This window comes from Bradyrhizobium sp. NAS96.2 (genome assembly GCF_001908235.1).
Classification (GTDB): Bacteria; Pseudomonadota; Alphaproteobacteria; order Rhizobiales; family Xanthobacteraceae; genus Bradyrhizobium.
This window is the reverse complement of sequence record NZ_LGHK01000210.1, coordinates 1-25890: the sequence shown is the minus strand read 5'-3', so window position 1 is coordinate 25890 and position 25890 is coordinate 1. Positions and strand designations below refer to the sequence as shown.

Here is a 25890-nt window from a genome sequence, read left to right as displayed (position 1 = left end):
CACGGAGTTGCTGGGCAGCTAGAGCATGATCCGGAAAAGTGTGAAGCGGTTTTCCGAAAAGATCATGCGAAAACAAGAATCTAAAGCGCGATGACGATTCAAGCTCATCTCATCGCGCTTTAGTTAGCCTGCAATCGCCCCCCCGACGGCCGCGCGCGCCGGCGAAGCGTGCGCCCGGCCGATATTGTCGAGGAACTGCCGCACGCTTTCCTGCCAGGTGAAGGTCAAGGCATGGGCGCGGCATTTCTCGCGCGGCACCAGCAGCGCGCCCAGCGCCGCGCGGCGCAGATCGTGATCGAGACATCCGCAGCCTGATTTGCCGATCACGTCGAGCGGCCCCATCACCGGGAACGCCGCGACCGGCACGCCGCAGGCCAGCGCCTCGAGCAGCACCATCCCGAACGTATCTGTCAGGCTTGGAAACACCATGACATCGGCCGACGCATAGACATCGGCGAGCGCCCGCCCCGTCCGCGTGCCGAGAAAATGAACCTGCGGAAACCGCGCCTGCAAGCTGCCGCGCAGCGGCCCATCCCCGACCACGACTTTCGAGCCCGGCAAATCGAGACCGAGAAACGCATCGAGGTTCTTCTCGACCGCGACGCGGCCGACATAGAGGAACACCGGTGCCGGGAAAGCGAGCGGCCGCTCCATGCGCGGGCAGAACAGCTCGGCGTCGACGCCGCGTGACCACGGCATCAACTTACGGAAACCATGGGCTTTCAACGCCTGCTCGAGCGACGGTGAGCCGACCATGATGCCGTCGCCACCATTATGGAAACGGCGTAGCGCCGCGTAGCTCCAGCGTAGCGGCACCGGCAGCCGCGCGGCGAGATATTCGGGGAAGCGGGTGTGGTAGCTGGTCGTGAACGGATAGCCGCGCGTCTGGCAGACATGGCGGCTGATCCAGCCGATCGGGCCTTCGGTCGCAATATGCACGGAGTCCGGGCGCGCCGCGTCGATCGCGCGTGCGATGCGCCCGATCGACGGCAGCGCGAGCCGGATCTCCGGATAGCCCGGCAACGGCACCGTGCGGAAATCGGCCGGCGTGAGAAAGCTGATCTCCGCGCCAAGCGACGGCGCTTCGCTGGCGAGGTATTCGAGCGAGCGGACGACACCATTGATCTGCGGCCGCCAGGCGTCGGTTGCCACCAGGACACGCATCAGGCCACCGCCTCCGCGAGCGGCGCGAAGTCTGCCGCGTTCAACGCCGGCTGCGGATCCGTCCACCGAACGATTTGAAACTGCCCGTCATAGCGCTCGACCACGCCGGTGCAGGACTCCACCCAGTCCCCGGTATTGATGTAGCGCACGCCGAAATCATCGTGCATCGCCGCGTGGTGGATGTGACCGCAGATCACGCCCTGAACGTTGCGGCGTCTGGCCTCGGAGGACAGCACCTCCTCGAACCGCCCGATGTGGTTGACTGCATTCTTGACCCGCAACTTCGCCCAGGACGAGAACGACCAGTAGCCGAACCCGAATTGGCGCCTGATCCGGTTGAGCCAGACATTGGAGGCCAGCGCGGCCCGATAGCCGACATCGCCGATCAGCGCGAGCCATCGCGCATGCCGCACCACGAGATCGAAATGATCACCGTGAACGACGAGGTAGTCGCGGCCGTCGAGGCCACGATGGATCGCCCGTTCGACGACCTCGACGCCGCCGAACGCCGCACCGGCATAGTCACGTAGGAATTCGTCGTGATTGCCGGGAATGTAGACCAGGCGCCGGCCCCGCTGCGCGAGTTCGATCAGCTCCCGCACGACCGCATTGTGCGCCGTGGGCCAATACCAGCTCGACCGCAGGCACCAGCCATCGACGATGTCGCCGACCAGGAACACAGTTTCGGCATCGTGGTGCCGAAGGAAGTCGATCAATCGCTCGGCCTGGCACCCTCTGGTTCCGAGATGGACGTCGGAGATGAACAGGGTTCTGACTCTGACAGGATGCCGCGACGAGAGCCGCACCGCGCCGGCGCGATCACCGCCGACCTGGACCGGGACGTCTCCGGCTTCGCTGCCATCCCGCTTCAATGCCGTCGCCATGGCTTCGGCCAATCCGGCGAGAACCCTGGTGACGTCGCGGCTGGCGCATCGCCGGAAGATCGAGCGATGCCAGTAGATCCCTGCCACGAGAACCAACAGCGCGAACTCGGCCGTGCGGTATCGCCCGCCGGACGCCGCGACACCGAACTGATAGCTTGCGGCCAGCACCAGCAACGCCGCGGCGGCACATTCGAGCGTATGTGAGCTGGGCCGCAGGCGGGACAGCAGGACTCTCATGCGCCTTCCTCCATTGGCAAGCGCGAGGGGAGCGCGAGCGGCTTCGCGAAAGGCCGCGGCGCGAGCGAGCGCTTGTAGAAGCGGAATCCCAGAAAGAGCGCGACCTCCACGGCGATCAGGACGACCACCACCCAGAAGCCGAGGCTGACCGGATCATGGCCGCTGCCGCGCAGCGCATAGCCCAGAGTGAGGAACGGCATGTTCCAGACCACGGTGCCGATCGCCGTCGCTATCACGAAGGCGCGCGGCTCCAGCCGCAGCACGCCGGCGGGCAGCGCCAGATAGATCCGCACCGTGGGCAGGGTCTGGCCGATCAGTGTCACCCAGAAATGATTGCCGCGATAGGCATCGGTCAGTTGTCGGTAGAGCGAGGGCCGCAGCAGCACGAACTTGCCATAGCGCGTCACCAGCCCTTCGATGCGCCGCGAACCGAGCGCACGCCCGAGCCCGTACCAGCCGATCGCGCCGATGACCGATCCTGCGCTGGTCGCGAGGATGGTCATCGCGAGCGTCGTGCCGTCGGAGACCGTCAGCCCGAGCAGCATCAGCAGCACATAGGACGGCAGCAGCGGGATGAACTTCTCGGCGACGGCGAGGCAACCAACGCCCACCAGGCCGAAGTGCAGGAACATTGCGATCGTGCTCGACGTGTCCATGGCGCCTCGATCAAGCGTGCGGGTGGCGGCGGCTGATCCGGTACACGGACGCCGGCGGCAAGTTGCGGAACGTCTGCCCGATGCAGCTCGCCTGCAGATCGAGGCGATCCAGGATCTCGTCTGCGACCGGACAACGCGGACCATAGGTGATCTGGTAGAACGCACCGTCGGCACGGAGATAGCGGAAGGCGGCATCGAGGATCGTCGTGACTTTCTCCGGCGGCATGATGAGAAGCCCGAGCCCGCTCACGACAGCGCCGACCGGCGCCCCTTCGAACAGCCTCTCCCTCCACAGCCAGGCCGCATCCATCCAGAGCACCCGGGCACCCGGGAAGCGCCGCTGCAGCAGTGGGATGAACTCGGAGCCGTACTCCACCAGCGTCAGATCCTGCTGCCTCACGCCGCGCTTCAGCAACGCGCGGGTGAAGACGCCGGTGCCGGGGCCAAGCTCGATCACCGGACCGGTGTCCGCCGTGATCTCCTGCGTCATCAGGGACGAGACGGCGGGCCCGGACGGCGCGACCGCGGCGACACGCATCGGATTGCGCACCCAGGCGCGGAAGAACGGCAGGATGTCAGCGGCTGACATGCTGGAGCTCCCGCATGCTGGGCGCGTAGCGCATCTCGCGCCGCGGATTCGTTAGCAAGGCCATTCCCGTATCTTTCGCATTGCAGGCGCCGTGTGTCGGAGGCTCCCGCCGGTTGAGCGTGTCGGTCGGTGGCGGGACGATTCGGCCCGCTCCGACCGAGGCCTCTGTCTCATGCGAAGCTTGCGCCAGCCTGTCGCGAATGCGCACGCATGCGAAATTTCGCGCCGCGACGCATTGGCGCGGAGCAAACCGCAAGGTTGCCGCAATGAATCGGACATAAAGCCGGCAGATCGAGTGACGAACCCGATGCAGGGATAAAGACGACGAAATGCGCGTGCTGTTGGTGGAGGACCAGCCGGAAATGGTCGCAGCGCTGCGTGCGGCACTCGCACGCCACGACATGCTGGTGGATCACGCGCCTGACCTGTCGGAAGCCGAGGCGATTGCCGCGGCTGGCAGCTATGATGCGATCGTGCTCGACCGGCAATTGCCCGATGGCGACGGGCTGTCGCTGATTCCGAAACTGCGCGCGAGCGGCAACACGGTGCCGGTGCTGGTGCTGACCGCCCGCGGCGAGCTCGCCGACCGGATCTCGGGCCTCGATTGCGGCGCGGACGATTATCTCGGCAAACCGTTTGCATTCGAGGAGCTGCTGGCACGGTTGCGCGCGCTGCTGCGCCGGCCCGCCAATGTGCAGCAGCATGCCGCGCGGATCGGCCGCCTGTCGTTCGACTTTGCCCATCGCGAGGCCAGCGTCGACGGACGCCCGCTGGAGATGCCGCGCCGCGAACGGCTGGTGCTCGAGGCGCTGCTGCATCGGATGGGACGGATGGTGCAGCGTTCAGCGCTGATGGAGGCGGTCTACGGCCTCGACGACGACGTGCAGCCCAATGCGCTGGATACGCATGTGTCGCGGTTGCGCCGCAGGCTCGCCGAGGCCGACGCCGGCGTCGCGATCAACGGCATTCGCGGCCTCGGCTATGTGCTGCGGGAGATACCGTGAGCGTGCTGCGACCGCGATCCCTCACGTGGCGGCTGATCGGGCGGCTCGCGGGCCTGCAGGCCGTCACGCTGACCCTCCTGATCCTGCTGATCGGAGCGGCTGCGATCGGGCTGCTGCGGGCCGGGCTTCTGATCGGCGAGTACGAAGGCAGCACGCTCGATACGCTGCGCGACGCCATCACCCGCGATGAAACGGGCGGACTGACGCTGCGCCAAACGCCGGAGCTCGCGGCCCTGCGCGCCGAGCATGCCGACCTCTGGTTCGTCATCCGCGACGGCGAGGGACATCAACTCTCCGAGGGCGCGGTGCCCGTGCAATTCGCGCCGATCGCATCAAGCCTCGATCAGGTGAGCGAGGCGCGGCTCAAATGGAACGCCGCGGAAGCCGCGCGACCCGCGGGCCTCGTCAAATGGGTCGACACCTCGGCAGGACGGATCCAGATCCTGACCGGCACCTACGGCGAGCTCTCGATGTGGCGCGCGCTGGAGAGCACACCGCTGCTGTTCCTCAACATGATCCTGCCGATCGTCGTGCTGATGACATTGGCGACGCTGGTCGCGACCCCGTTCGTGGTGCGCCGGGCGATGAATGGCCTGGCGCAAGTCGCGGCGCAGGCTGAACGCATCGACATCGATCAGCGCGGCGTCCAATTGCCGCTCGACAAGGTGCCGATCGAGATCACCCCGCTGGTCAAGGCCATCAATGCCGCGCTCGATCGCCTCGACAAGGGTTACGAGCGCCATCGCCGCTTCCTGGCCGATGCCGCCCACGAACTCCGCACGCCGATCGCGATTCTCTCGACCCGGGTGGCTTCGCTCGAGGCCGGGCCGGAGAAGACCCACCTGCTCGAGGACGCGACCCGGCTGAGCGTCATGGCCGGCCAGCTGTTGGACCTGCAACGGCTCGACCAGCGCGCCGACACGTTCGGCCCCGTCAATCTCGTCGGCGTCGCGCGGCAGGTCGTGCTCGACCTCGCGCCGCTCGCCTTCGCGGCGGGATATGAAATGTCCTTCGAACACGAGGACGAGACCATCGTGGTGACCGGCGACCAGACTTCGCTCGAACGCGCTCTCACCAACCTCGTGCAGAACGCCATCGACCACGGGCAGCGGCGCGGCACGATCCTGGTTCGGGTCACGGCGGCGGGCCTGATCGAGGTCTGCGACGACGGCGACGGCATTCCGCCTGACGAGCGCGAGCAGATCCTGGAGCCGTTCCGCCGGCTGCATCCGGGCGGGCGCGGCGCCGGCCTCGGCCTCGATCTGGTGCAGTCCATCATGCGCCTGCATGGCGGCCGGATCGAGGTCGATCAGGCGCCGTCCGGCGGCGCCTGCATGCGCATGGTGTTCCCGAAGGTGCAGCCATCCTGCTGATCGAGCCGAGATGGCCGCAGCAGGCGGCAAAAAGCGCGATGTGATTGGGCTCAATCGTCATCGCGCTTTTGTGGATCACACGCTAAAGCACGATGAGATCGGGTCAAATCGTCATCGTGCTTTAGCTTATTGTTTGAGCATGATCTTCTCGGAAAACCGCTTCGCACTTTTCCGGATCATGCTTTAGCCCGCCTTGCGCATCCGCAGGGATTCGTAGAACGCGGTCTCGAAATTGATATAGCCGATGAAGGATGTCGGATCACCAAACGGCAGGATCTGCGTCGCCCAGTATCCGCCGAAACCGTTCTGCCGATCGATCCAGTAGAACAGATTGGCGAGACCGGCCCAGCCGAGCGCGCCGGCGGGACGGCCGGTCGGCGCCTGCTCGTCATTGATCATGAAGCTCAACGCCCAGGATTTCGATTGGCCGGGGAAGAACTCGGCATCGTTGGCGAGCGAGGTGATCACGCCCGTGATCGCGGTGACCTTGTTGTTGCCGAGATGGTTCTTCTCGGCCATCCGCACCGTCTCGGCCTTGAGGACGCGGCCATGCTCTCCGGCGCCGTCATTCAGCCACATGCGGATGAAGCGCATGTAGTCGCCGATCGTCCCGTAGAGCCCGTGGCCGCCCATGTGGATTTCCGGATTGGCCGGCAACTCGAAATCCATCGGCGTGAGCGAGCCGTCGGCGTTGCGGGCGTGAATGCCGGCGAGCTTGCGGCGCATCGCGCCAGTGAGCTCGAATGTCGTATCCTGAATACCGAGCGGCTCGAAGATCCGCGTCTTGAAGACCTCGCCGAGCCGCCTTCCGGTGATCGCCTCGACGATCTGGCCGCACCAATCCATGTTGGTGCCATACTCCCACCGTTCGCCGGGATCGAACAGCAGCGGGGTCATCAGCGACGCCTTCGACGCCGTGATGACGCTCGGCTGCCCCTTCTCCTGCGCGAGGCGATTGTAGGTGTGGTTGATGAAGTCGTAGCCCAGCCCCGCGCTATGCACCATCAGCATGCGGGTCGTGATGTCGCGCTTCGGTGCGCGCAACACCGGCTCGCCCTTGTCGTCAAAGCCCTCGATCACCTGGAGCTTGCCGATGTCGGGCGCATAGGTCTTGGCCGGCGCGTCGAGATCCAGCTTGCCCTCCTCGACGAGTTGCAGGACGGCGGTACCCGTGATCGCCTTGGTGGTCGAGAAGATGGCGAACACGCTGTCGGTCGTCATGTCGGCCGGCTGGTCCAGCCGGCGCTTGCCGGCGGCGCCTTCATAGATGTTGCGATGCCGGTCGGTCACCATCGCCACGACGCCGGGGACACGTGGATTCGACGTCACGACGCCATCGAGAATCGCATCTGCAGCCGCACTGAAGTTCGTGCTCATTGTTTTTCTCCATACCTTTGTGATGTTGACCTGCGTAGCCCGGATGGAGCGAAGCGAAATCCGGGGTTGGTGCAGCCGGTGTCACGGGTCCCGGATTACGCTTCGCTCCATCCGGGCTACGGAGTCCGATTGCGATCGGACTTACTGCATGGCGAAGCCGCGATAGCCGCTCGCGGCGACCTCGTCGCATTTCTGGCGATAGGTGCCGACGCCGCCGCAATAGGACAGCACCCGGCGCGGCTTGCCCTCGACATTCGAGCCGAGGTACCAGGAGTTGGTCTTCGCGATCAGTGTCGCGTTGGCGGTTTCATCGTGATGCGCGACCCACTGATCCTCGATATCCCTGGACGGCTCGATGACGTTCAGGTTGTTGCCGCGCATGTACTTGATGCAGTCGTCGATCCACTCGACCTGCTGCTGCAGGCAGGTGGTCATGTTGCAAAGCGCGGCTGAAGGCGCGAGCGGCACCGCTGTCGTGAACAGGTTCGGGTAGCCGTGAACCTGCAGGCCCATGGTGGTGCGGATATCCCGGCCCCAATCCTCCTTCAGCGAACGGCCATCGCGGCCGCGGATGTCGATCCGCGTCAATGCGCCGGTGCCGGCATCGAACCCGGTCGCCAGGATGATGACGTCGAACGCGTGCACCGTACCGTCGGCGGTCTGGATGCCCTCGGGCGTGATGCGGGCGATCGGATTGTCCTTGACGCTGACGATCTCGACATTGGGCCGGTGGAACGCCTCGAGGAAATTAGACTCCAGCGGCACCCGGTGGGTACCGAAGCCGTAATCGGCCGGGATCAGCTGCTCGCACAGTTTGGGATCCTTGATCCGCTCGCGCATCTTTTCGCGCACGAATTCGGTGATCTCGGCGTTGACGGCCTCGTCGAAGAACAGCTCGGCGAAGGACGACACCCACAATTTGAGCGATCCGTCATTCCAGCACTCCTCGACCACCTGGCGGCGCTGCTGCGGCGTCAGGTCGGCCCAGGCGTGCTCGAAGTCGAACTCGAAGCCGGTGAACGTCTTCGGCAACCGTTCGGTGAGGAATTTGAACTTCGACTTGTAGGCCGCCGCGTCCGATGCATCCCATTTCGGGTTCTTCATCGGGATGATGTATTGCGGGGTGCGGATGAACACCTTGAGATGGCCGACCTCGCCGGCGATCGACTGGATCACCTGGATTCCGGTCGCGCCGTTGCCAACCACGCCGACACGTTTGCCGGCGAGTTCGATCGGTCCCTTGGGCCAGCGCGCGGTGTGGAACAGCTTGCCCTTGAACGTCTCCTGTCCCGGAAAGGACACGTGCGGAGCCGAGAGCATGCCGCAGCAGGTGACCAGGAACTGGGTGTCGATGACTTCACCCTTGTCGGTGGCGACCTGCCAGCGCTGCGTCGCCTCGTCGAAATGCGCGCTCTTGACCGTGGTGCCGAACTGGATGTCCTTCTTGAGGTCGAGGCGGTCGGCCACATAGTTCAGCCAGCGCTCGATCTCCGGCTGGCCCGGAAACCGCTCGCTCCAGCTCCAGCCTTTGTAGAGCTCCTCGGAGAACAGATACTGATAGGTGTGGCCTTCGGAATCGAAGCGTGCGCCGGGATAGCGGTTCCAGTACCAGGTGCCGCCGACGCTTGACCCCGCGTCAATGGCCCTGACCTTCAAGCCCTGCTCGCGCAGGCGGAACAATTGATAAAGGCCGGCAACGCCGGCGCCGATCACCACGGCGTCGAACTTGGATGTCGCGTGCGCGCCGTTGCTTCCATTGGACCTGATTGCGGTCGCGGTCATGGTTTCCTCCTGTGTGGTTTCTCGCACGCCCTTTCCCATCCGCTGCATCGCGGGATGACGGTGCGTTGCGCCAATCTGGGCCCCGACGGCATGGATGGAGCTGCCGGGACGCACAGGAGGCTATGGCGCTTGCGGCTTCCGGCGCTTGGATGAAACCGACAATCTCTGGAACGCGGCCGTGCAATCGCGATCGGCCATTGGTCTCCTTGGCAAACGGCGAAAGCGGCTTATTCTGCGCTCAGCCGTCCGGCCAAAAAGACAAGAAGAAGCAGTCAACCGCCGATGGTTTCCAGGGAGGAGGCTCGCGCGATGGGCCAGTTGATCACGGTCGAGGAACTGCCGCGCTACGCTCCCGGCGAGTTGAAGCTGGATAGTTCGCCGATCGGACGGAACGATTTCCGGCTGCGCATCTTCCGCTACGCACCATCAGACATCTGGGTCCCGCCGTCGGAGAACTTCCTCCTGGTGCTCTATCGCGACGGCGTGACGTCGATGAACCGCCGTGTCGGCAGCGCGTGGAAGCAAGATCACGTCGGCCGCGGCGTTACGTCGCTTCTGACGCGCGCAGAGCCGTCAAGCTGGCACTGGAAGAATGACATCGAGGTCACGCATTTCTACATCTCTCCTGCCCTGATGACGAAGACGGCGAGCGAGGCCTTCGATCGCGACGCCGAGACGGTCGAGCTTCACGATTTGCTCAAGGTCGAGGATCCTATGCTGACCTGGATCAATGACCAGATGGTTCAGGAAGTCGCCGCCGGCGGTCCGGGCGGCCGCCTCTGCTACGACGCGCTGGCGCTGCAGGCGAGCGTGCACATCCTGCGCAAATACGCCGCGATCGAATTCAAGATGCCCTGCGCGCAGGGCAGGTTCAGGCCGGCCCATGCACGGTTGATCGAGGACTATGTCGAGCAGAACATCTTCCGGAATATCACGCTGGAGGAGCTCGCGACCATCTGCAACTGCACGCCGGTGCAGTTCGCGCGCAAGTTCCGCGTCCACTACGGGATGCGGCCGCACGCTTACGTCCTGCGGCGCAAGGTCGAACACGCATGCCAGCATCTGCGCAGGGATCGCGTGGCGCTGAAGGAGATCGCGCTGCTCGCAGGCTTCGCCGATCAGAGCCACCTCAATCGCGTGTTCCGGCAGCACATGAACGTGACGCCGGCGGAGTACCGCCGGCAAGTCTGCGAGACGAAGCTCGAAGCATGAGCTTGAACCGTGCGCGACCGGCGCGCGGCGAGCACCCTACACCGGCGGCGGATTGAGCCGCGCGAAGCCTTCCTGGATGCGGTAGGGATAGTAGGGATAGGCTGGCATCACCGCGCTTGCCTTGTCGAGACGCGCGATCTGGTCCGGCGACAGCGACCAGCCGACCGCGCCGAGATTGTCGCGCAGCTGCGCCTCATCGCGCGCGCCGATGATGACGGATGACACGCTGGGACGGGTGAGCAGCCAGGCGATGGCGATCTGCGGCACGGTGCAGCCGGTCTCTGTGGCCACGGCGTCCAGTGCATCGACGATCGCGTAAAGCTTCTCGTCGTCGACCGCCGGCCCGAACTGCGCGGTCTCATGCAACCGGCTATTTTTCGGCAGCTTCTGCCCGCGCCTGATCTTGCCGGTGAGGCGGCCCCAGCCGAGCGGGCTCCAGACCAGCGCGCCGACGCCCTGGTCCAGCGCGAGCGGCATCAACTCGGATTCATAGTCGCGACCGACCAGCGAATAATAGACCTGATGCGCGACGTAGCGCGGCCAGCCGTGCCGCTCGGCGATCCCCAGCGATTTCATCAAATGCCAGCCGGAGAAATTCGAGGCGCCGACATAGCGCAGCTTGCCGGCGCGCACCAGCGCATCGAGCGTCGACAGCACCTCGTCGATCGGCGTGAAGGCGTCGAAGGCATGAAGTTGCAGCAGGTCGATATAGTCGGTGCCGAGCCGGCGCAGTGCGGCGTCGACCGCGGCGACGAGGCGATAGCGCGAAGTGCCGGCATCAAGCGGGCCGTCGCCCATCGGCAGGCCGGTCTTGGTCGAGATCAACACCTTGTCGCGGCGGCCCTTGATCGCGGCGCCGAGGATCTCCTCCGACGCACCGTTCGAATAGACATCGGCGGTGTCGAACAGATTGACGCCGGCCTCGAGGCAGATGTCGATCAGCCGCCGTGCCTCGCTGGCGTCGCTGCGGCCCCAGGCGGAGAACAACGGTCCCTGGCCGCCGAAAGTGCCGGTGCCGAAGCTGAGCGCGGGGACCTTCAGGCCGGACGCGCCGAGATTGCGGTATTCCATGGTCATACTCCCTGTGATGCTGTTCATTCCGCCGGGCATTGCGTGGCCAGCACGACCGGCCGATCGAGGCGAAGGCTCCATACTGCGAGCAGCAGCCCGATCGCAGTGATCAGCGCCGCAACCAGCGGCAGCGCGCCGAGGCCGAGGCCGCGATCGATGGTCAGGCCACCGGCCCAGGCGCCGAGCGCGTTGCCGAGATTGAAGGCCGCGATGTTCAGGCTGGAGGCCAGCGTGCGCCCTTCCACGCCGGCGGCTTCCAGCACGCGAAGCTGCAGCGGCGCGACGGTCGCGAACGCGGCGATGCCGAGCACGAACAAGAGTGCCACCGCCAATGCCTTGATCGAAATCACGGCTGCCAGCGCGACGAGGACGGCAGCAAGGCCACCGAGCGACACCAGCAACGCACGCGCCAATCCCTTGTCGGCGAGCCGCCCGCCCGCGACATTGCCGATCGCAAGGCCGGCGCCGAACACCAAAAGGATCGGCGAGACCGCGGCGTCGGAAAATCCGGTCAGCCGCGTCAGGATCGGCTGCACATAGGTGAAGACCGCGAACAATCCGCCGAAGCCGAACACCGTCATGGCGAGCCCGAGCAGCACCTGCGGGCGGCCGAGCACGGCGAGTTCCTCACGGAGCGGCGCAGGCTTGTCCTTGGCGCCGACATGGCCGGGCACCAGCAGCGCCAGTACGATGAACGCGATCACGCCGATTGCGGCCACAGCCCAGAACGCCGCGCGCCAACCGAGCATCAGGCCGAACCAGGCGCCGAAGGGCACGCCGAGCAGGGTCGCGACCGTGAGGCCGATGAACATCGTGGCGATCGCCGACGCTTTCTTGTCTTCCGGGACGAGGCTGGTCGCCACCACCGAGCCGACGCCGAAGAAGGTGCCGTGCGCCAGCGAGGTCAGGATGCGTGCCGCCATCAGGAGCTCGTAGTTCGGCGCCAGCGCGCAGGCCGCATTGCCGAGCGTGAAGATCGCCATCAGCGCCAGCAGCACCGCCTTGCGTGGCATTTTGCGCGTCCCGAGCGTCAAAATCGGCGCGCCGACGAACACGCCGAGTGCATAGCCGGAGATCAACAGGCCCGCGGCAGAGACCGACACATGCATGTCGGCAGCGACCTGCAGCAACAGTCCCATGATGAGGAATTCGGTGGTGCCGATGCCAAAGGCACCGGCGGTCAAGGCAAGGACTGCGAGAGGCATGTGTCGCTCCGGAGAGTGAAGTGAGGATTCCGCAATGCGACATAGCGGTCCGGGCGCGGAAGGATTAGAATGGCCGCAATCCAATCATTTGTGACGTGAATTCAAGATGGCCCGAATAGACACCAACCGCTCCGGCGAGATGGACGTGTTCGTCCGCGTCGTCGACCTCGGCGGCTTCACCGCCGCCGCGAACAGCCTGCGCCAAACGCCGTCGGGCGTCAGCAAGCTGGTCTCCCGGCTCGAGACGCGGCTCGGCACGCGGCTGGTCAACCGCACCACACGCAAGCTCCAGCTCACCGAAGAAGGCCAGGCCTTCTATCAACGCGCGCAGCGCATCCTCGCCGATATCGATGAGGCCGAACGCGAGGCCGCCTCCTGCGTGCCGCGCGGCCATCTCACCGTGAACAGCAACATCCCGTTCGGCATGCTGCATGTGATGCCGCTGCTGCCGCGCTTCATGCGCGAGCATTCCGACATCACGCTCGACGTCGTGCTGACCGACACGCTGGTCGATCTGATGCAGGAGCGCGCCGATGTCGCGATCCGCGCCGGCCCGCTCGGCGCCTCGCGGCTGATCGCGCGCAAGCTCGGCACCAGTCGCATGGCGGTGGTCGCCGCACCGTCCTATCTCGCGCGCTTCGGCACCCCGAAGACCCCGGCCGACCTCGCCGCCCACCGCGGCATCGGCTGGACCTTTCCGCGCAGCATCCGCGGCTGGCCGTTTCGCCGCGCCGAAAAGATCGAGGAGGCATTACCTCCGCCGGTCGCCCGCGCCAGCGACGGCGAGACCGCGCGCCAGCTCACGCTTGGCGGCATCGGCGTGGCGCGACTGGCGCTGTTCCACATCGGCCCCGACATCGAAGCCGGACGGTTGGTACCGGTGCTGCAAAATCTCAATCCCGGCGATCGCGAGGACATCCACGCGGTCTATGTCGGCCACGCCGGCCCGCTGCCGGCGCGGGTGCGCGCCTTCATCGATTTTCTGGCACAACACATCCGCATCGGCGACCCGGCGCTGCGGCGTGGCGCGGATGGAAAATGGAAGATCACGGGCGGCAAGTGAGCATGCGATGACGGACGAACCGCTGGCCTTGCAGCCCGTGACCGAGTCGATCCGCATCGCCGGGGATCCAAGGCAGGTATGGGATACGATCATGGATCCCAATGCCGGCGAAACCTGGCGCAATGCGCATTTCAGGACCGATTGGCAGATCGGCGCGCCGATCGAGATCGAAGCGGAGATCGGCGCGAAGCGCTATCGCGACAAGGGGCGCGTCCTCCATGTCGATCCGCCAAGACGGCTCGAATACTCCTATTGGTCACAGGTCTCCGGCCTGCCGGACGTTCCGCAATCCCATGCGACGATCACGATGACGCTCGCGGCCGACGGCAGCGACACGGTGCTGACCGTCACCCAGCAAGTGCCGCCATCGCCGATCCGCCGCGGAAACGGGTGGGAAATCGGTGCCGAGTCCGGTGCCAAGCATGTCGCATTCTACTGGCGCATGACGCTGCCGCGCCTGAAGCGGGCCGTCGAAGAGGCAATCTAGACCCGCTTCAGCAGATAAAGACGCGTGACGTAGGGGAACACTACTTCCTCTGCATCGCCGAGACCCGCCTCGCGCAGAATCTCATCCGTCCTGTCGCGAACGACAGCCTTTTCGGCATCCGGAAGCGCCGCAACGTAGCTCGTCGACACGACGCGTTCGTAGACCCCTGACCGCGCCATCCGGTGCGGATGGTCCTGCACGATCTCCTTCTCGAGCACGAAGCGTGGATCCTTCAAGATCCATCGCCAGCGACCGGAGCGTTGCCGGGGCGTATCCCCGGCGTATTTTTCAATCATGACGGATAGCGCATCGACCCATGGCGCGCGGTCATCCCGGTTGTTCCAGACCAGCGCAAGCGTGCCGCCGGGATGCAGCAACCGCGCGATCTCGGCAACCGACGCTTCATTGTCGAACCAGTGAAAGGCCTGCGCGCAGGTGACGAGATCGACGCTGCCGGTCTCAAGTCCGATCGCATCGGCGCGCGTGTTGATGACCTCGACCCCTGCCTCGGTCGCGAGCTTCGCCGACATCTCGGCGACGGGTTCGATGGCGACCAGACGGGCGGTCTCGGATAGATGCGGAAGCAGCAGCCGGGTGAACTTGCCGGTTCCAGCACCGAGATCGACGACACAGCGCGCAGTCTGAAGGGGCAGCGCGGCGACGATCTCCGCGGGGTAGCTGGGCCGGCCCGCCTCGTAGGCGGCGACCGCGACGCGATAATTCCTGGCTGTCGGGTTCAATGTCATTTTGCTTCTTCTGCGAGCCAGCTTTCAGCGATGAAATCTGCCCGACGGTATAGAGCAGCGCCTGCAAGGGACTGGAAGGGTACGTCGAGTCAAAATTCGCTGAAGCCCCCTCACCTTTGCGTCAGCGCCGCGGGCCGGTTGCTCCTCGTCGAACAATGCGTCGCATTTTGAACGATTTTTCTCCGGCGGGTTTCGCATGGCAACTTTACGCGCTTGTGGCGCATCCACGCCGCAGTTCCAGGTTGCAAGTTGCGATTGGCTGAACCACAGTCCTCGAAGGCGGACACGGTCTGTTGCGCTTGCACGACAAGCCCGGTCCCTCTTGCGCACCGGAGCGACCATGCCGCGATCCAGGGCAGTCTTCATCACAGCTATCGTCTACGCCTTGATCGGGCTGGTCCTCGCGGCCGGCGGGATCTGGCTCGCCGCCTTGGGTGGATCGATCTTCTACATCGTCCTCGGCGTCGGCATCCTCGCCACGGCGGCGTTGTTGCTGATGCAGCGCCGTTCCGCGCTGTGGCTGTTTGCGATCGTGCTGGTCGGCACGCTGGCGTGGGCCGTTGACGAGGTGCGCTTCGACTGGTGGCCGCTCGCGGCGCGCGGCGACATCATCTTCCCGATGGCGCTCTGGCTGCTCACGCCGGCCATCGTTCGCGCCCTGACGCGAGGCGAGCCGGTATCCTACGCGCGCGCGACGGCGCCGCTCTGGATCGGCGTCGCGGCGGCTGCAGCCGTCCTCGTGGCCGGGCTGCTGACGAACTATCACGACATCAACGGCACGATCGCGGAGGCCGGCGCTGCCGTGCAGCAGAGCGAAGCCGATCCGCAGCCGGATGGCGACTGGCGCGCCTATGGCCGCACGCAATTCGGACAGCGCTATTCGCCGCTCAAACAAATCACGCCCGACAATGTCGCCAATCTCAAGGTCGCCTGGACCTTCCGGACCGGCGACGTCAAGACGCCGGAGGATTCCGGCGAGACCACCTTCGAGGTCACCCCGATCAAGGTGCGCGACACGCTCTATCTCTGCTCGCAGCACCAGGTGCTGTTCGCGCTCGATGCCAGGACCGGCACCGAGCGCTGGCGCTACGACCCCAAGCTCGTGCACAACAAGACATTTCAGCACATGACTTGCCGCGGGGTCTCCTATCACGAGACCGCACAGGGTGCCGTCGACTCCAGCGGCAGCCCGGCGCCTGCGGAGTGCCCGCGGCGGATCTTCCTGCCGGTCAATGACGGCCGCATGATCGCGCTCGACGCCGACAGCGGCAAACTCTGCGACGGCTTTGCCGATCACGGCATCCTCGACCTGCAGCAGGGGATGGGGATCAAGACCGCCGGCTTCTTCGAGCCGACGTCACCGCCCGTCGTCAGTGACAAGATTTTGGTCGTTGCCGCCGCAGTGATCGACAATTACGCGGTCGAAGTGCCGTCGGGCGTGATCCGCGGCTTCGATGTCTACACCGGCAAACTGGTCTGGGCCTGGGACTCCGCCGCGGCGGACGAGAACGCGCTGCCGTCGCCGACGCGGCATTACACCAACGGCTCGCCGAATTCCTGGATCACGGCCTCGTTCGATCCGAAATTGAACCTGGTCTACATCCCGACCGGCAACAACGGACCCGACATCTGGGGCGGCAATCGCGATGCGCTGGTCGAGCGCTATTCGAGCTCGATCGTCGCGCTCGACGTCAACACCGGCAAGCGCGCCTGGTCGTACCAGACCGTGCATCATGATCTCTGGGACATGGATGTTCCCTCGCAACCGAGCCTTGTCGATGTGACGACGGCGAAGGGCGTCGTTCCTGCAATCATTCAGCCGACCAAGGTGGGCAACATCTTCGTGCTCGACCGCAGGACCGGCGAATTGATCGTGCCGGCGCCGGAACGTGCGGTGCCGCAGGGGCCCGCGCCCGGCGACCGCAGCGCGCCGACGCAGCCGTTTTCCGAACTGACGTTCCGCCCGGAAGCGAAGCTGACCGGCGCCGACATGTGGGGCGGCACGATCTTCGACCAGCTGCTGTGCCGGATCATGTTCCATCGCCTGCGCTACGAGGGCACCTTCACGCCGCCGTCGCTACAGGGCACGCTGGTCTTCCCGGGCAATCTCGGCATGTTCGAATGGGGCGGCATCGCGATCGATCCGATCAGGCAGATCGCCATCGCCAATCCGATGTCACTGCCATTCGCTTCAAAGCTGATTCCACGCGGCCCGCAAAATCCTCCGGCGCCGACCGCCGAGAAGCCGGTCGGCAGCGAGGTCGGAACGCAGCCGATGTACGGCACGCCGTTCGGGGTGGATATTTCGAGCTTCCTCTCGCCGCTCTCCGTGCCGTGCTACCGGCCGCCATGGGGCTCGATGGCCGCGATCGATCTCAGGACGATGAAGATCGTCTGGCAGCATCCCAACGGCACGATCCGTGACACCACGCCGCTGCCGCTTCCGTTCAAGATGGGTGTGCCGATGCTGGGTGGGCCGATCACCACCGCCGGCGGCGTCGCCTTCTACACCGGGACCTATGAGTATACGATCCGGGCCTATGACGTGCGTGACGGCAAGGTGCTCTGGGAAGACCGCCTGCCCGCCGGCGCGCAATCGACGCCGATGAGCTACGAGGCTGGCGGCAAGCAGTACGTCGTCACCGCGGCCGGCGGCCATGGCACGTTCGGCACCAAGCGCGGCGACTATGTCATCGCTTACGCATTGAAGGACTGAACTGCTTCATCGGGGCAGCAGTCTTTCTCCTTCCCCCTGAAAGGGGGAAGGCCGGGATGGGGGTCAGACGCAGGCGATGCTGTCTGCGGAGAGAACTGATCCCCACCCGCTTTGCTCTGGCGAGCAAAGCGACCTCCCCTTTCCAAGGGGAGGTGGAACTTGCCCAACTCGAATAGCGTTCGGAAGGGTTGGCAAGCCAGGCCAAAGCCGCTAAAGGTCCGCCCCCTTTCACATCAAATTCCGAGCATGACATGTCGAGCGCCCCGCCCGCCGTCTCGATTGGCGTCGATTTTGGCACCAGCAACACCGTGGTCGCACTGTCTGGCGGCGACGGCCGCGTCGAGGCCGTCAGATTCGACCATGGCGGCCGCACGCATAGCGTCTATGTGTCAGCGCTGTGCTTCTGGGAGGAACGGCCGGGCGCCGGCCTGCATCCGCGCGCCGAGGGCGGCCCGTGGGCGATCGAGCAGTTCCTCGAGGGGCGGACGATCCATCGCTTCATCCAGTCGTTCAAGACCTTTGCGGCCAGCTCGGCCTTCAACACCACGCAGATCTTTCGCCAGCGCTACAAGTTCGAGGACCTGCTCGCCGCGTTCCTGCGCACGCTGACGCGCCATGCCGGCGACGGCTTCGATTTGGGCGCACCGACCATCATGGTCGGCCGTCCGGTGAAGTTTGCCGGCGGCAATCCGAATGACGAGCTCGCGATGCAGCGCTACCGCGCCGCGTTCGAGCGGCTCGGCGCCGGCCATGCGCGCTATGTCTACGAGCCGGTCGGCGCAGCGTTCTCCTTTGCGCGCAGCCTCGATCACGACGCCACCGTGCTGGTCGCCGATTTCGGCGGCGGCACCAGCGACTTCTCCGTGATGCGGTTCTCGCGCAAGGGCGGCGTGCTGCGCGCCGAGCCGCTGGGACATGCCGGCATCGGCATCGCCGGCGACACCTTCGACTACCGGATCGTCGACCACATCGTCTCGCCGCGGCTCGGCAAGGGCACCAACTACCGCTCGTTCGACAAGGTGCTGCCGATCCCCAATCACTATTATTCGAGCCTCGCGCGCTGGCATCAGCTCGCGATGATGCGCGGCAATGGCGATCTCCGCGAATTGCAGCAGCTCGCGCGCACTGCGCTCGATCCGGCACCGCTGCACGACTTCATCACCATCGTCGACCATGATCTCGGCTTCGCGCTGTATCGTGCCGTGTCCGACACCAAGGTCGCGCTGTCGAGCAACGACAGCGTCGAGTTCCGCTTCGCCCGCGAAGGCATCGATATCGGCGCCACCGTGACGCGCGACGATTTCGAATCCTGGATCGCCGACGACATCGAGCGGCTCGGCGCCACCGTCGACGAGGCGCTGGCGAAATCCGGCATCACCGCGCGCGACGTCGAGAAGGTGTTCCTGACCGGCGGCACCTCGTTCGTGCCGGCCGTGCAGCGCCTGTTCGCCGAGCGCTTCGGCGAAGCGCGGCTGACTTCGGCCGATCAATTCGAATCGATCGCCTATGGTCTCGCCCTGATCGGCCACACGGCCGATCCCGACCGCTGGACCTTCGCCGAAGCGGCGTGATGGTCCGCCGCGCGCCTTGATCCCGGCGCAATACGCGACTACATCAATTCAATCATCAATGCCTGAGGATGCCGACAGCAATGGATTTCACCCTGACCGCAATGCCCATCAGCCTTGCCCACGGGGATATCCATGCCAGCATCGATCACGCTCTCCCATCTGACCCTGTCCGCGCCTGACGGCCGGGTTCTCCTTTCCAATATCGATCTCAGTTTCGGTCCCGAACGAACCGGCCTTGTCGGCAGGAACGGCGTCGGCAAGACGACGCTGCTCGGCCTGATCGCAGGCCGGCAGCCGCCGCACGCCGGCACGGTCTCGGTGCAGGGACGCGTCGCGATGCTGAACCAGACGGTTCAGGTGAATCCGGATGAAAGCGTCATCGATCTGTTCGGCGCGCGGCGCACGCTGGCCGCGTTGCGCCGTGCCGAACAGGGCCTAGCGACAGCTGAGGAGCTTGCGGATGTCGACTGGACGCTCGACACGCGCATCGCGGCCGCACTCGCGCGCGTCGGACTGAACGACGTGCTCGACGCCCCGCTGGCGATGCTGTCAGGCGGACAGGCGACCCGGGCGCGTCTCGCCGCGCTGTCGTTTGCAGAGCCCGACTTCCTGCTGCTCGATGAGCCCACCAACAATCTCGATCGCGCCGGACGCGAGGCGGTGATCGACCTGCTTGCCGGCTGGCAGCACGGCGCCATCGTCGTCAGCCACGACCGCGAACTGCTGGAGACGATGGACGCGACCGTCGAGCTGACCTCGCTGGAAGCCCGGCGCTACGGCGGCAATTGGAGCCAGTACCGCGCGCGCAAGGCGATCGAGCTCTCGGCGGCACGACAAGATCTGGATGATGCCGAGAAGCGCGTCGCTGAAATCGACCGCAAGACGAGGGAAGCGACTGAGAAGAAGGCGCGCAAGGACGGTGCCGGCGCGAAGAAGCGCGCCAAGGGCGATCTGCCGCGGATCGCCGCCGGGCTGCGCAAGGACCGCAGCGAGGACAGCGGTGGCGAAACCGCGCGCCTCGCCGAGCGGCGGCGGACGCAAGCAGTTGAACTCGCAACCGCCGCACGCCAGCGCATCGAAGTGCTGCAGCCGTTCTCGGTGCAGCTGCCGTCGACGCATCTGCCGGCGGGCAAGATGATGCTGCGGATCGATGCTGCCGATGCGGGTTACACCGCGGACGCGCCGATCCTGCATGGTCTCACCTTCTCGATCTCAGGCCCGGAGCGCATCGCCATCACAGGCCCCAACGGCGCCGGCAAGACGACGCTGCTCAAGCTCGTCAGCGGCGAACTGACCGCGGTGCGCGGCACCGTCGAGGTGATGACCCGCTTTGCGATGTTCGATCAGGCGGTCAGCCTGCTGAATGCCACAGTCTCGATCCTGGATAACTTCCGGCGCATCAATCCGGATGCCGGCGAGAACGCCTGCCGTGCCGCGCTGGCGCGCTTCATGTTTCGCGCCGATGCGGCCTTGCAGATCGTCGCGAGCCTGAGCGGCGGCCAGTTGCTTCGTGCCGGCCTCGCCTGTGTTCTCGGCGGCCCAACACCGCCGCCGCTCCTGATCCTCGACGAGCCGACCAACCATCTCGACATCGAATCGATGGAAGCGGTCGAGGCCGGGTTGCGGGCCTATGACGGCGCGCTGCTGGTCGTGAGCCACGACGAGGCCTTCCTGGAGGCGATCGCGATCACCCGCAGGTTCGAGCTCGGTGCCGGCACCCAATCGCGATAGACTGGTTGTGCGGCTCATCCCTCGGCAAGGGTCGGATCGTAGCCCGGCCGCCGCGGCTCCCGCCAAAATATCGAAAACAACCCCATGCAAAGGAGCCGGCGGCCACCGCGACCGCCTGAGCGACGGTCAATTGGCGCAATATCCTCCGGGCAAAAATTCGGAGGGCATGTCACGTTTCGACGCGCTGCCTTGTCTTAGCCTCTGTAATGGCAGCAGCAGAGGACACCATGCACACTATCGGAACCGGAGGCGATCGTACCCTGATCGCAATCGTCTATCATAGCGCCTACGGACATACCCGGCGCCAGGCTGAGGCCGTCAGGTCCGGCGTTGGGGATGTCGACGGCGCGGAGGCGCTGCTGGTGCCTGTCGAGAACGTGGAGCAGAACTGGGATCATCTGATGGCTGCAGAGGCGTTGATCTTCGGCACGCCCACCTACATGGGCGCCGCCTCCGCGGCGTTCAAAGCGTTTCAGGAAGCAACTTCGCGTGCGGTGATGTCCAAGGGCTATCGGTGGAAGGACAAGCTCGCGGCGGGCTTCACCAATTCGGGAGCGCATGCCGGCGACAAGCTGTCCACATTGATCCAGCTTTCACTGTTCGCCGCCCAACACGGAATGCATTGGGTCAATCTCGATCTGCCGCCGGGCAACAACTCCGCATCGGGATCGGACGCCGATCCGAACAGGCTCGGATTCTGGCTCGGCGCCGGCGCGCAATCGAACACCGATGAGAGTGCGGACACCGCGCCGCCTGACTCCGATCTCGCGACCGCCCGTCATCTGGGACAGCGGGTGGCGAGGACCGCGTTGCAGTTTGCGCGCGGCCGCGACGCGGCTGCGGTGACCGTTCGGGCGGCTTCATGAAAGATGCGACTGAAACATCGGCGGCGGAGATCTTCGCCGATCTGCGCCCGCACCTGATCCGGCTCGCCTATCGGATGCTGGGCTCGGTGGCGGACGCGGAGGACGTCGTTCACGACGCCTGGCTGCGCTGGCTCGCCGCCGATCGCGATCAGATCCGCGATCCCAAGGCGCTCCTGCACACCATCGTCACGCGATTATCGCTCAACGAATTGAAATCCGCGCGGCGCCGGCGGACCATCTATGTCGGACCGTGGCTCCCCGAACCGTTCTTTGACCCCGAGGAGGAAGGAGCGGCCGACGACCTGACCCTGCCGTTGATGATCGCACTGGAACGCCTGTCGCCATTGGAGCGGGCGGCCTTTCTGCTGCATGACGTGTTCGGATTGGACTTCGATGCCGTGTCCGAGACGATCGGGCGCGAGGCTACGACCTGCCGCAAGCTTGCCAGCCGCGCACGCGCGCATATCCACGATGCCAAGCCGAGATTCGTCGTCGGCAATGAAGAAGGCCTGCGGCTCGCCAATGCCTTCTTCACGGCCACACGGACCGGCGACCTTGCCGCATTGCGCGCGATGCTCGCCGAAGATGTCGTGGTCTATGCCGATGGCGGCGGCCGGGTTCCGGCACCCATCCGACCGCTGGTCGGGCTTGAGACCGCCATGGAGCGTTTCGCGGGACTCGCCCGCCTGTTTGCCGTGCACCCCTCACGATTGATCCGCTACGCAACCATCAACGGATTGCCGGGTTTCATCACCATCGAGGATGACCTCGTTCAAACGACTGCCTTGCAGATCGAGAACGAGCGGATCGTTGCTGTTTATGTGACCCGCAATCCCGACAAGCTGCAAAACGTGCCTGATGTGGCGGGATGGCAGAACTGATCGCGCGTCCCGCGAGGCCGCATTGACGCGCAGGGAGCGCAATGAGGCCGCCCCACGACGCACAGCGATCGATCTCCCTCGCCGACGCTCTCAGCGTCGAAGCAAGTTGCTTTCACACGATCAATGCTTCGAACGGTGAAGGCTGTTTGGATAATGAACAGCCGAGCACGCGTCGCCTTGGGGCAGGTTGTAGGCGCGGTGCTCGGCTGTCAGGCCGCGCGGCGGTGCGGCCATCCCCGCAGGCTTCACTCACCCCCATGAGCGAGGCCGCCGGAGTCAGATCTCGCCTGTTGCTAAATCCGCGCTGTCGAATGCAGTGCGTTTCGCCAAAGGGCAAATGCGACGAAGCCTGCCAGCAGCACAAAACCGCCACTGACCGCGATCAATAAATGCGCGAACGTCATTTGGAACATCCCAATTGTGAAGCATCATGCGGCGCGAGATGCGCCGCAATCTGGCAATCAAATGCACTTCAGAAATTGATTTGCCCCGCCGGCCGCCGCCGGACAGCCCGAAAGGTGGCTGGCACTGCGCTCTGCCCACCCTTCGATTTCAGGGAGACTGCCGAGCCACTCGGCTCTCGCCTCTCATCGTGCGGTTCGTCACACCGCTCAACTGTCACGAGGATAATCGATAAAACTTTATCGACAATCGAAAGGAAAAATTAAGGTTACCGAGGCCGGACCGACAGGCAGGTTTCACCGAGAACCGCTGTTGTCACGATGGAACGCGTCTCCCAGTCGCGCTCGCGAGGCGATGGCGTGCGTGCCCTCAGCGAGGTGAAGCCGCTGCAACGGTCTCCTCATCGAGGTCGGCAATGAAGAAGGCCTGCGGCTCGCAAACGCCTTCTTCACGGCGACACGAACGGGCGACCTTGCCGCGTTGCGCGCGCTGCTCGCCGAGGATGTCGTGGTCTATGCCGATGGCGGCGGCTGGGTGCCGGCGCCGATTCGACCGCTGGTCGGGCTCGAAGCGGCGATGGAGCGTTTCGCGGGGCTCGCCCGTCTGTTCAGCGCGCATCCGTCGCGCTTGATCCGCGACACAACCATCAACGGATTGCCGGGCTTCGTCACCATCGAGGATGACCTCATTCAAACGACAGCGTTGCAGTTCGAGAACGAACGGATCGTCGCGGTTTATGTGACCCGCAATCCGGACAAGCTGCACAACATACCTGATGTGACGGGATGGCAGAATTGATGATGCTTCACGCATCTCCGCTCAGCGCTTCGTCGAAGTATTTCGTCGAAGTATAATGTCTGACTAGGCGTAGCGTCGAAATCATCAGGCCAAGAAGACCTTTTTGGCGTTCACCCCATTGCCCGTCATAAGCACCGGCGTATCTGCTTCAACAAGAGATACTGCCGCAACGGCGACGCATCCTTGATCAAACGCTGCCTGCAGCGACAAACCACTGGCGATCGCTCCGTAGAACTTCGTTGCGAAAGCGACTGCGGCGATGTCCGATACGGTATCCCTCATCACGATGACAGCTTTCGCGGTCTTTAGAAGCGTCGCTCGCGCCCCTGCGCTTTCGCAGGCATTCAATACGACTATCTCGGGCGGTTTGTCAGTCGCCGCTAGGGCCCGCCCCAGCAACGCGAACGGCACAAATCTGGTTTTGACCCTTTTCGTACCGCCACCGTCCATGGCAAGTCCTGCGGCATTGCCGTGACCTGAGAAATGGATAATGCGCGGCTTATGGTCGTTCAGGCCGTGCAAAATATCGTCAAAATCTGCAGCAGGCGACTGGTGAAGAGTGATGCTGTCTCTAAAGTTCGAGCGCCGAATCTCAGCATTCACGGCCTTGACCTCGGCATCAACGCGCAAACTGTGCTTCTTGATCGGATTCGCCATGAGATAGAGAACATCGACGTGCTTGCGTTTCTTAAGCGCCTGTCGGGTGACCAGGGCGGGCTTAACGACAAGCGTTGCCCCCCGAATAATAGGATTTCGCTTGGTCGGCGTCTTTTTCGCGAGTGCGGGCTTATCAGCGTGCGCAACGATCCGCTTGCGGTGAGCGCGCACGTTGGGCTCCTTGCCATAGATATAGCGGCTGCCGTCCGCAACAGCGCCATCGTTCTCATCGCGCAAAATGAGACCGTATCGCACCAGGAGATCCAGCTGGTTTTGGGCCTGTTGGCCCTGACCTGATTTCAGGCCGATTTCCGTCATTAGTTGCTTTTTGGTACGGGATTTGATGCCGCGCCCGTAGATCGCGTTAAAAAGTCGGCGACGGATTTTATCCTTGCCTAGGTGCCGTCCCAGTTGAATGCAGTTTTCTTCGTAATTGCCGGACCAGTCGACGACAGCAGTTCTAGCCTTCATTGCGGGCCTTCTTCGACGTTACGTTCGGCACCATGCGACTGATAGTAGGCTGGCTAACACCTAAGACCTTGGCGAGCTGGCCCTGGGAATAGCCCTTGTCCATGAATTCCAGCAGCTTCAATTTGCGAAGCATTTCTAGCTCTTTGAGGATGGTGGCGGCTTGGTCTTCGGTGATCATGTGGCAGGTTTCTCCGGTTTAAGACGACGCTCGGCGATCTTGGAAATTTCTTTGGCGAAGCCTTTGGGCAACATTCGGCTCAATGTGGCATCACTGACGCCAAGCGCAGCGGCGATGTGCTTTTGCTGGCAGCCCGATACAAGGCCTGAAGAACCAGCAGCATCTTCACATCACGCAACTCTGCAATAAGGGAAGTTTCAGTATCGGTAGCCATGGCTATTTCTTCTTTGCCGGTTTGCGCTGTTTGGAGAGGGCGACGTTGACGTGGTTCGCGGTCGTACCAAGAATTTCGGCGATCAACGAAGGGCGGAGCCCTGCTTGCGCCAGGAACACGATCTTGTCCTTGGTTGATCCCATCGGGGCTGTAAGCGCCGCGGCCTGCAATTTGATAAGAATATCGAGCTTCTCTGAAATATCGTCAGCCATGCTCAGGCGACCTCCTTCTTGGGGGGTAGCGGGTAAAGATGTAACGGATGGCCTTCGGCACCGACCCGGATCACCACGCCAGCTTCGATCCACTTGGCGATCGTCCGGCTCAGATTCCCCTTGTCGAGTTTCGCCTTCTTGCCGATTTCGCCCTGCGGCGTTTCCCCATCGCAGAGATTGTAGGCCAAGACTTGCTTGGCACTGTCGGTAGTTGGCGCGACGATTTTATATAGGGCATCCGGCGGAAACGCCGTGCGTCCGACCGTGGCGAGAATGCCCTTCAACAGCGTTTCCGTTGTACTCAACTCAACCTCTCCCTGAATAGATTAGAAGCTATTTATGC

26 protein-coding genes are annotated in these 25890 nt (G+C 64.3%); 12 read left to right on the top strand and 14 right to left on the bottom strand.

Annotation, left to right across the window (positions count from 1 at the left end; genetic code table 11):
• Positions 1-123 precede the first annotated feature (123 nt).
• The 4 genes from AC628_RS34645 to AC628_RS34630 all read right to left on the bottom strand — a co-directional run bounded on the left by AC628_RS34645 (position 124) and on the right by AC628_RS34630 (position 3530).
• A complete protein-coding gene (locus AC628_RS34645; protein WP_074131192.1) occupies positions 124-1164 on the bottom strand; it encodes a glycosyltransferase family 4 protein in 1041 nt (346 codons plus the stop codon).
• The gene (locus tag AC628_RS34640) at positions 1164-1931 is read right to left on the bottom strand and encodes a UDP-2,3-diacylglucosamine diphosphatase (protein WP_502689812.1); all 768 of its coding nucleotides are present in this window, start codon (positions 1929-1931) and stop codon (positions 1164-1166) included. The genes AC628_RS34645 and AC628_RS34640 overlap by 1 nt, the downstream gene beginning before the upstream one ends.
• Before the next feature lie 350 nt (positions 1932-2281).
• The gene (locus AC628_RS34635) at positions 2282-2941 is read right to left on the bottom strand and encodes a DedA family protein (RefSeq protein WP_074131191.1); all 660 of its coding nucleotides are present in this window, start codon (positions 2939-2941) and stop codon (positions 2282-2284) included.
• 10 nt (positions 2942-2951) lie between these two features.
• Entirely contained in the window at positions 2952-3530 is a 579-nt protein-coding gene (locus AC628_RS34630) for a class I SAM-dependent methyltransferase (RefSeq protein ID WP_074131190.1), read from the bottom strand.
• Positions 3531-3859: 329 nt separating this feature from the next.
• On the opposite strand from AC628_RS34630, the gene AC628_RS34625 reads away from it, so the two are divergent.
• Genes AC628_RS34625 through AC628_RS44455 form a run of 3 tightly spaced genes read left to right on the top strand, consistent with a single transcriptional unit; the run spans position 3860 to position 6094 of the window.
• Positions 3860-4534: a response regulator transcription factor gene (locus AC628_RS34625; protein ID WP_074131189.1), complete on the top strand. Its 675-nt coding sequence runs from the start codon at positions 3860-3862 to the stop codon at positions 4532-4534.
• Between the two features lie 5 nt (positions 4535-4539).
• Positions 4540-5907, top strand: a complete 1368-nt coding sequence (locus AC628_RS34620) for a sensor histidine kinase (RefSeq protein ID WP_074131195.1) — start codon at positions 4540-4542, stop codon at positions 5905-5907.
• Positions 5908-5917: 10 nt separating this feature from the next.
• The gene (locus AC628_RS44455) at positions 5918-6094 is read left to right on the top strand and encodes a hypothetical protein (RefSeq protein WP_168193514.1); all 177 of its coding nucleotides are present in this window, start codon (positions 5918-5920) and stop codon (positions 6092-6094) included.
• Here AC628_RS44455 and acmB read toward each other — a convergent pair.
• Entirely contained in the window at positions 6091-7284 is a 1194-nt protein-coding gene (gene acmB, locus AC628_RS34615) for a methyl acetate hydrolase AcmB (protein ID WP_074131188.1), read from the bottom strand. The two genes, AC628_RS44455 and acmB, sit on opposite strands and share 4 nt — an antisense overlap.
• A 141-nt stretch (positions 7285-7425) precedes the next feature.
• Complete coding sequence (locus AC628_RS34610; protein WP_074131194.1) at positions 7426-9066, bottom strand: flavin-containing monooxygenase; 1641 nt, start codon at positions 9064-9066, stop codon at positions 7426-7428.
• Positions 9067-9375: 309 nt separating this feature from the next.
• Here AC628_RS34610 and AC628_RS34605 point away from each other — a divergent pair, with 309 nt between their 5' ends.
• Positions 9376-10278: a helix-turn-helix transcriptional regulator gene (locus tag AC628_RS34605; protein ID WP_074131187.1), complete on the top strand. Its 903-nt coding sequence runs from the start codon at positions 9376-9378 to the stop codon at positions 10276-10278.
• A 36-nt stretch (positions 10279-10314) separates the two neighbouring features.
• Here the strand turns inward: AC628_RS34605 and AC628_RS34600 are convergent, their stop codons facing one another.
• Together AC628_RS34600 and AC628_RS34595 are read right to left on the bottom strand one after the other, a co-directional pair.
• Complete coding sequence (locus AC628_RS34600; protein ID WP_074131193.1) at positions 10315-11349, bottom strand: aldo/keto reductase; 1035 nt, start codon at positions 11347-11349, stop codon at positions 10315-10317.
• Positions 11350-11372: 23 nt separating this feature from the next.
• Complete coding sequence (locus tag AC628_RS34595; RefSeq protein WP_074131186.1) at positions 11373-12554, bottom strand: MFS transporter; 1182 nt, start codon at positions 12552-12554, stop codon at positions 11373-11375.
• Positions 12555-12660: 106 nt separating this feature from the next.
• Here AC628_RS34595 and AC628_RS34590 point away from each other — a divergent pair, with 106 nt between their 5' ends.
• Both AC628_RS34590 and AC628_RS34585 read left to right on the top strand, forming a co-directional pair.
• Positions 12661-13617 carry a LysR family transcriptional regulator gene (locus AC628_RS34590; protein ID WP_074131185.1) on the top strand — a complete coding sequence of 319 codons (957 nt, stop codon included), beginning with the start codon at positions 12661-12663 and terminating at the stop codon, positions 13615-13617.
• A gap of 7 nt (positions 13618-13624) precedes the next feature.
• A complete protein-coding gene (locus tag AC628_RS34585; protein ID WP_074131184.1) occupies positions 13625-14104 on the top strand; it encodes an SRPBCC family protein in 480 nt (159 codons plus the stop codon).
• Here AC628_RS34585 and AC628_RS34580 read toward each other — a convergent pair.
• Positions 14101-14850, bottom strand: coding sequence for a class I SAM-dependent methyltransferase (locus AC628_RS34580; protein WP_074131183.1), 750 nt, complete (start codon positions 14848-14850; stop codon positions 14101-14103). The two genes, AC628_RS34585 and AC628_RS34580, sit on opposite strands and share 4 nt — an antisense overlap.
• A 340-nt stretch (positions 14851-15190) precedes the next feature.
• Here AC628_RS34580 and AC628_RS34575 point away from each other — a divergent pair, with 340 nt between their 5' ends.
• The 6 genes from AC628_RS34575 (at position 15191) to AC628_RS34550 (ending at position 23815) form a co-directional block, all read left to right on the top strand.
• On the top strand, positions 15191-17566 hold the full coding sequence (locus AC628_RS34575) for a glucose/quinate/shikimate family membrane-bound PQQ-dependent dehydrogenase (RefSeq protein ID WP_074131182.1): 2376 nt from the start codon (positions 15191-15193) through the stop codon (positions 17564-17566).
• Between the two features lie 251 nt (positions 17567-17817).
• Positions 17818-19137 carry an Hsp70 family protein gene (locus AC628_RS34570; RefSeq protein ID WP_074131181.1) on the top strand — a complete coding sequence of 440 codons (1320 nt, stop codon included), beginning with the start codon at positions 17818-17820 and terminating at the stop codon, positions 19135-19137.
• A gap of 132 nt (positions 19138-19269) precedes the next feature.
• A complete protein-coding gene (locus tag AC628_RS34565) occupies positions 19270-20868 on the top strand; it encodes an ABC-F family ATP-binding cassette domain-containing protein (RefSeq protein WP_074131180.1) in 1599 nt (532 codons plus the stop codon).
• 227 nt (positions 20869-21095) lie between these two features.
• Positions 21096-21734 (top strand): flavodoxin family protein, encoded by a 639-nt coding sequence (locus AC628_RS34560; RefSeq protein WP_074131179.1) that lies wholly within the window; start codon positions 21096-21098, stop codon positions 21732-21734.
• Complete coding sequence (locus AC628_RS34555) at positions 21731-22615, top strand: sigma-70 family RNA polymerase sigma factor (protein WP_074131178.1); 885 nt, start codon at positions 21731-21733, stop codon at positions 22613-22615. Before AC628_RS34560 ends, AC628_RS34555 begins: the two co-directional genes overlap by 4 nt.
• An 882-nt stretch (positions 22616-23497) precedes the next feature.
• Complete coding sequence (locus tag AC628_RS34550; protein ID WP_245321481.1) at positions 23498-23815, top strand: sigma-70 family RNA polymerase sigma factor family protein; 318 nt, start codon at positions 23498-23500, stop codon at positions 23813-23815.
• An 84-nt stretch (positions 23816-23899) separates the two neighbouring features.
• Here AC628_RS34550 and AC628_RS34545 read toward each other — a convergent pair whose 3' ends face one another.
• The 5 genes from AC628_RS34545 to AC628_RS34525 all read right to left on the bottom strand — a co-directional run bounded on the left by AC628_RS34545 (position 23900) and on the right by AC628_RS34525 (position 25852).
• Positions 23900-24943, bottom strand: a complete 1044-nt coding sequence (locus tag AC628_RS34545; RefSeq protein WP_074131177.1) for a CHAT domain-containing protein — start codon at positions 24941-24943, stop codon at positions 23900-23902.
• Positions 24933-25121, bottom strand: coding sequence for a helix-turn-helix domain-containing protein (locus tag AC628_RS34540; protein WP_074131176.1), 189 nt, complete (start codon positions 25119-25121; stop codon positions 24933-24935). Before AC628_RS34540 ends, AC628_RS34545 begins: the two co-directional genes overlap by 11 nt.
• Positions 25122-25200: 79 nt before the next feature.
• On the bottom strand, positions 25201-25335 hold the full coding sequence (locus AC628_RS45900; RefSeq protein ID WP_283806730.1) for a hypothetical protein: 135 nt from the start codon (positions 25333-25335) through the stop codon (positions 25201-25203).
• Between the two features lie 2 nt (positions 25336-25337).
• A complete protein-coding gene (locus tag AC628_RS34530) occupies positions 25338-25547 on the bottom strand; it encodes a hypothetical protein (protein ID WP_074131175.1) in 210 nt (69 codons plus the stop codon).
• A 2-nt stretch (positions 25548-25549) separates the two neighbouring features.
• The gene (locus AC628_RS34525) at positions 25550-25852 is read right to left on the bottom strand and encodes a MarR family transcriptional regulator (protein WP_074131174.1); all 303 of its coding nucleotides are present in this window, start codon (positions 25850-25852) and stop codon (positions 25550-25552) included.
• Positions 25853-25890: the final 38 nt, after the last annotated feature.

Coding starts and splice junctions, on each gene's coding strand:
- AC628_RS34645 (WP_074131192.1), bottom strand. CDS start 1,164: ATGCGTGTCCTGGTGGCAACCGACGCCTGGCGGCCGCAGATCAATGGT.
- AC628_RS34635 (WP_074131191.1), bottom strand. CDS start 2,941: ATGGACACGTCGAGCACGATCGCAATGTTCCTGCACTTCGGCCTGGTG.
- AC628_RS34630 (WP_074131190.1), bottom strand. CDS start 3,530: ATGTCAGCCGCTGACATCCTGCCGTTCTTCCGCGCCTGGGTGCGCAAT.
- AC628_RS34625 (WP_074131189.1), top strand. CDS start 3,860: ATGCGCGTGCTGTTGGTGGAGGACCAGCCGGAAATGGTCGCAGCGCTG.
- AC628_RS44455 (WP_168193514.1), top strand. CDS start 5,918: ATGGCCGCAGCAGGCGGCAAAAAGCGCGATGTGATTGGGCTCAATCGT.
- acmB (WP_074131188.1), bottom strand. CDS start 7,284: ATGAGCACGAACTTCAGTGCGGCTGCAGATGCGATTCTCGATGGCGTC.
- AC628_RS34610 (WP_074131194.1), bottom strand. CDS start 9,066: ATGACCGCGACCGCAATCAGGTCCAATGGAAGCAACGGCGCGCACGCG.
- AC628_RS34605 (WP_074131187.1), top strand. CDS start 9,376: ATGGGCCAGTTGATCACGGTCGAGGAACTGCCGCGCTACGCTCCCGGC.
- AC628_RS34600 (WP_074131193.1), bottom strand. CDS start 11,349: ATGGAATACCGCAATCTCGGCGCGTCCGGCCTGAAGGTCCCCGCGCTC.
- AC628_RS34595 (WP_074131186.1), bottom strand. CDS start 12,554: ATGCCTCTCGCAGTCCTTGCCTTGACCGCCGGTGCCTTTGGCATCGGC.
- AC628_RS34590 (WP_074131185.1), top strand. CDS start 12,661: ATGGCCCGAATAGACACCAACCGCTCCGGCGAGATGGACGTGTTCGTC.
- AC628_RS34585 (WP_074131184.1), top strand. CDS start 13,625: ATGACGGACGAACCGCTGGCCTTGCAGCCCGTGACCGAGTCGATCCGC.
- AC628_RS34580 (WP_074131183.1), bottom strand. CDS start 14,850: ATGACATTGAACCCGACAGCCAGGAATTATCGCGTCGCGGTCGCCGCC.
- AC628_RS34575 (WP_074131182.1), top strand. CDS start 15,191: ATGCCGCGATCCAGGGCAGTCTTCATCACAGCTATCGTCTACGCCTTG.
- AC628_RS34570 (WP_074131181.1), top strand. CDS start 17,818: ATGTCGAGCGCCCCGCCCGCCGTCTCGATTGGCGTCGATTTTGGCACC.
- AC628_RS34565 (WP_074131180.1), top strand. CDS start 19,270: ATGCCAGCATCGATCACGCTCTCCCATCTGACCCTGTCCGCGCCTGAC.
- AC628_RS34560 (WP_074131179.1), top strand. CDS start 21,096: ATGCACACTATCGGAACCGGAGGCGATCGTACCCTGATCGCAATCGTC.
- AC628_RS34555 (WP_074131178.1), top strand. CDS start 21,731: ATGAAAGATGCGACTGAAACATCGGCGGCGGAGATCTTCGCCGATCTG.
- AC628_RS34545 (WP_074131177.1), bottom strand. CDS start 24,943: ATGAAGGCTAGAACTGCTGTCGTCGACTGGTCCGGCAATTACGAAGAA.
- AC628_RS34540 (WP_074131176.1), bottom strand. CDS start 25,121: ATGATCACCGAAGACCAAGCCGCCACCATCCTCAAAGAGCTAGAAATG.
- AC628_RS45900 (WP_283806730.1), bottom strand. CDS start 25,335: ATGGCTACCGATACTGAAACTTCCCTTATTGCAGAGTTGCGTGATGTG.
- AC628_RS34530 (WP_074131175.1), bottom strand. CDS start 25,547: ATGGCTGACGATATTTCAGAGAAGCTCGATATTCTTATCAAATTGCAG.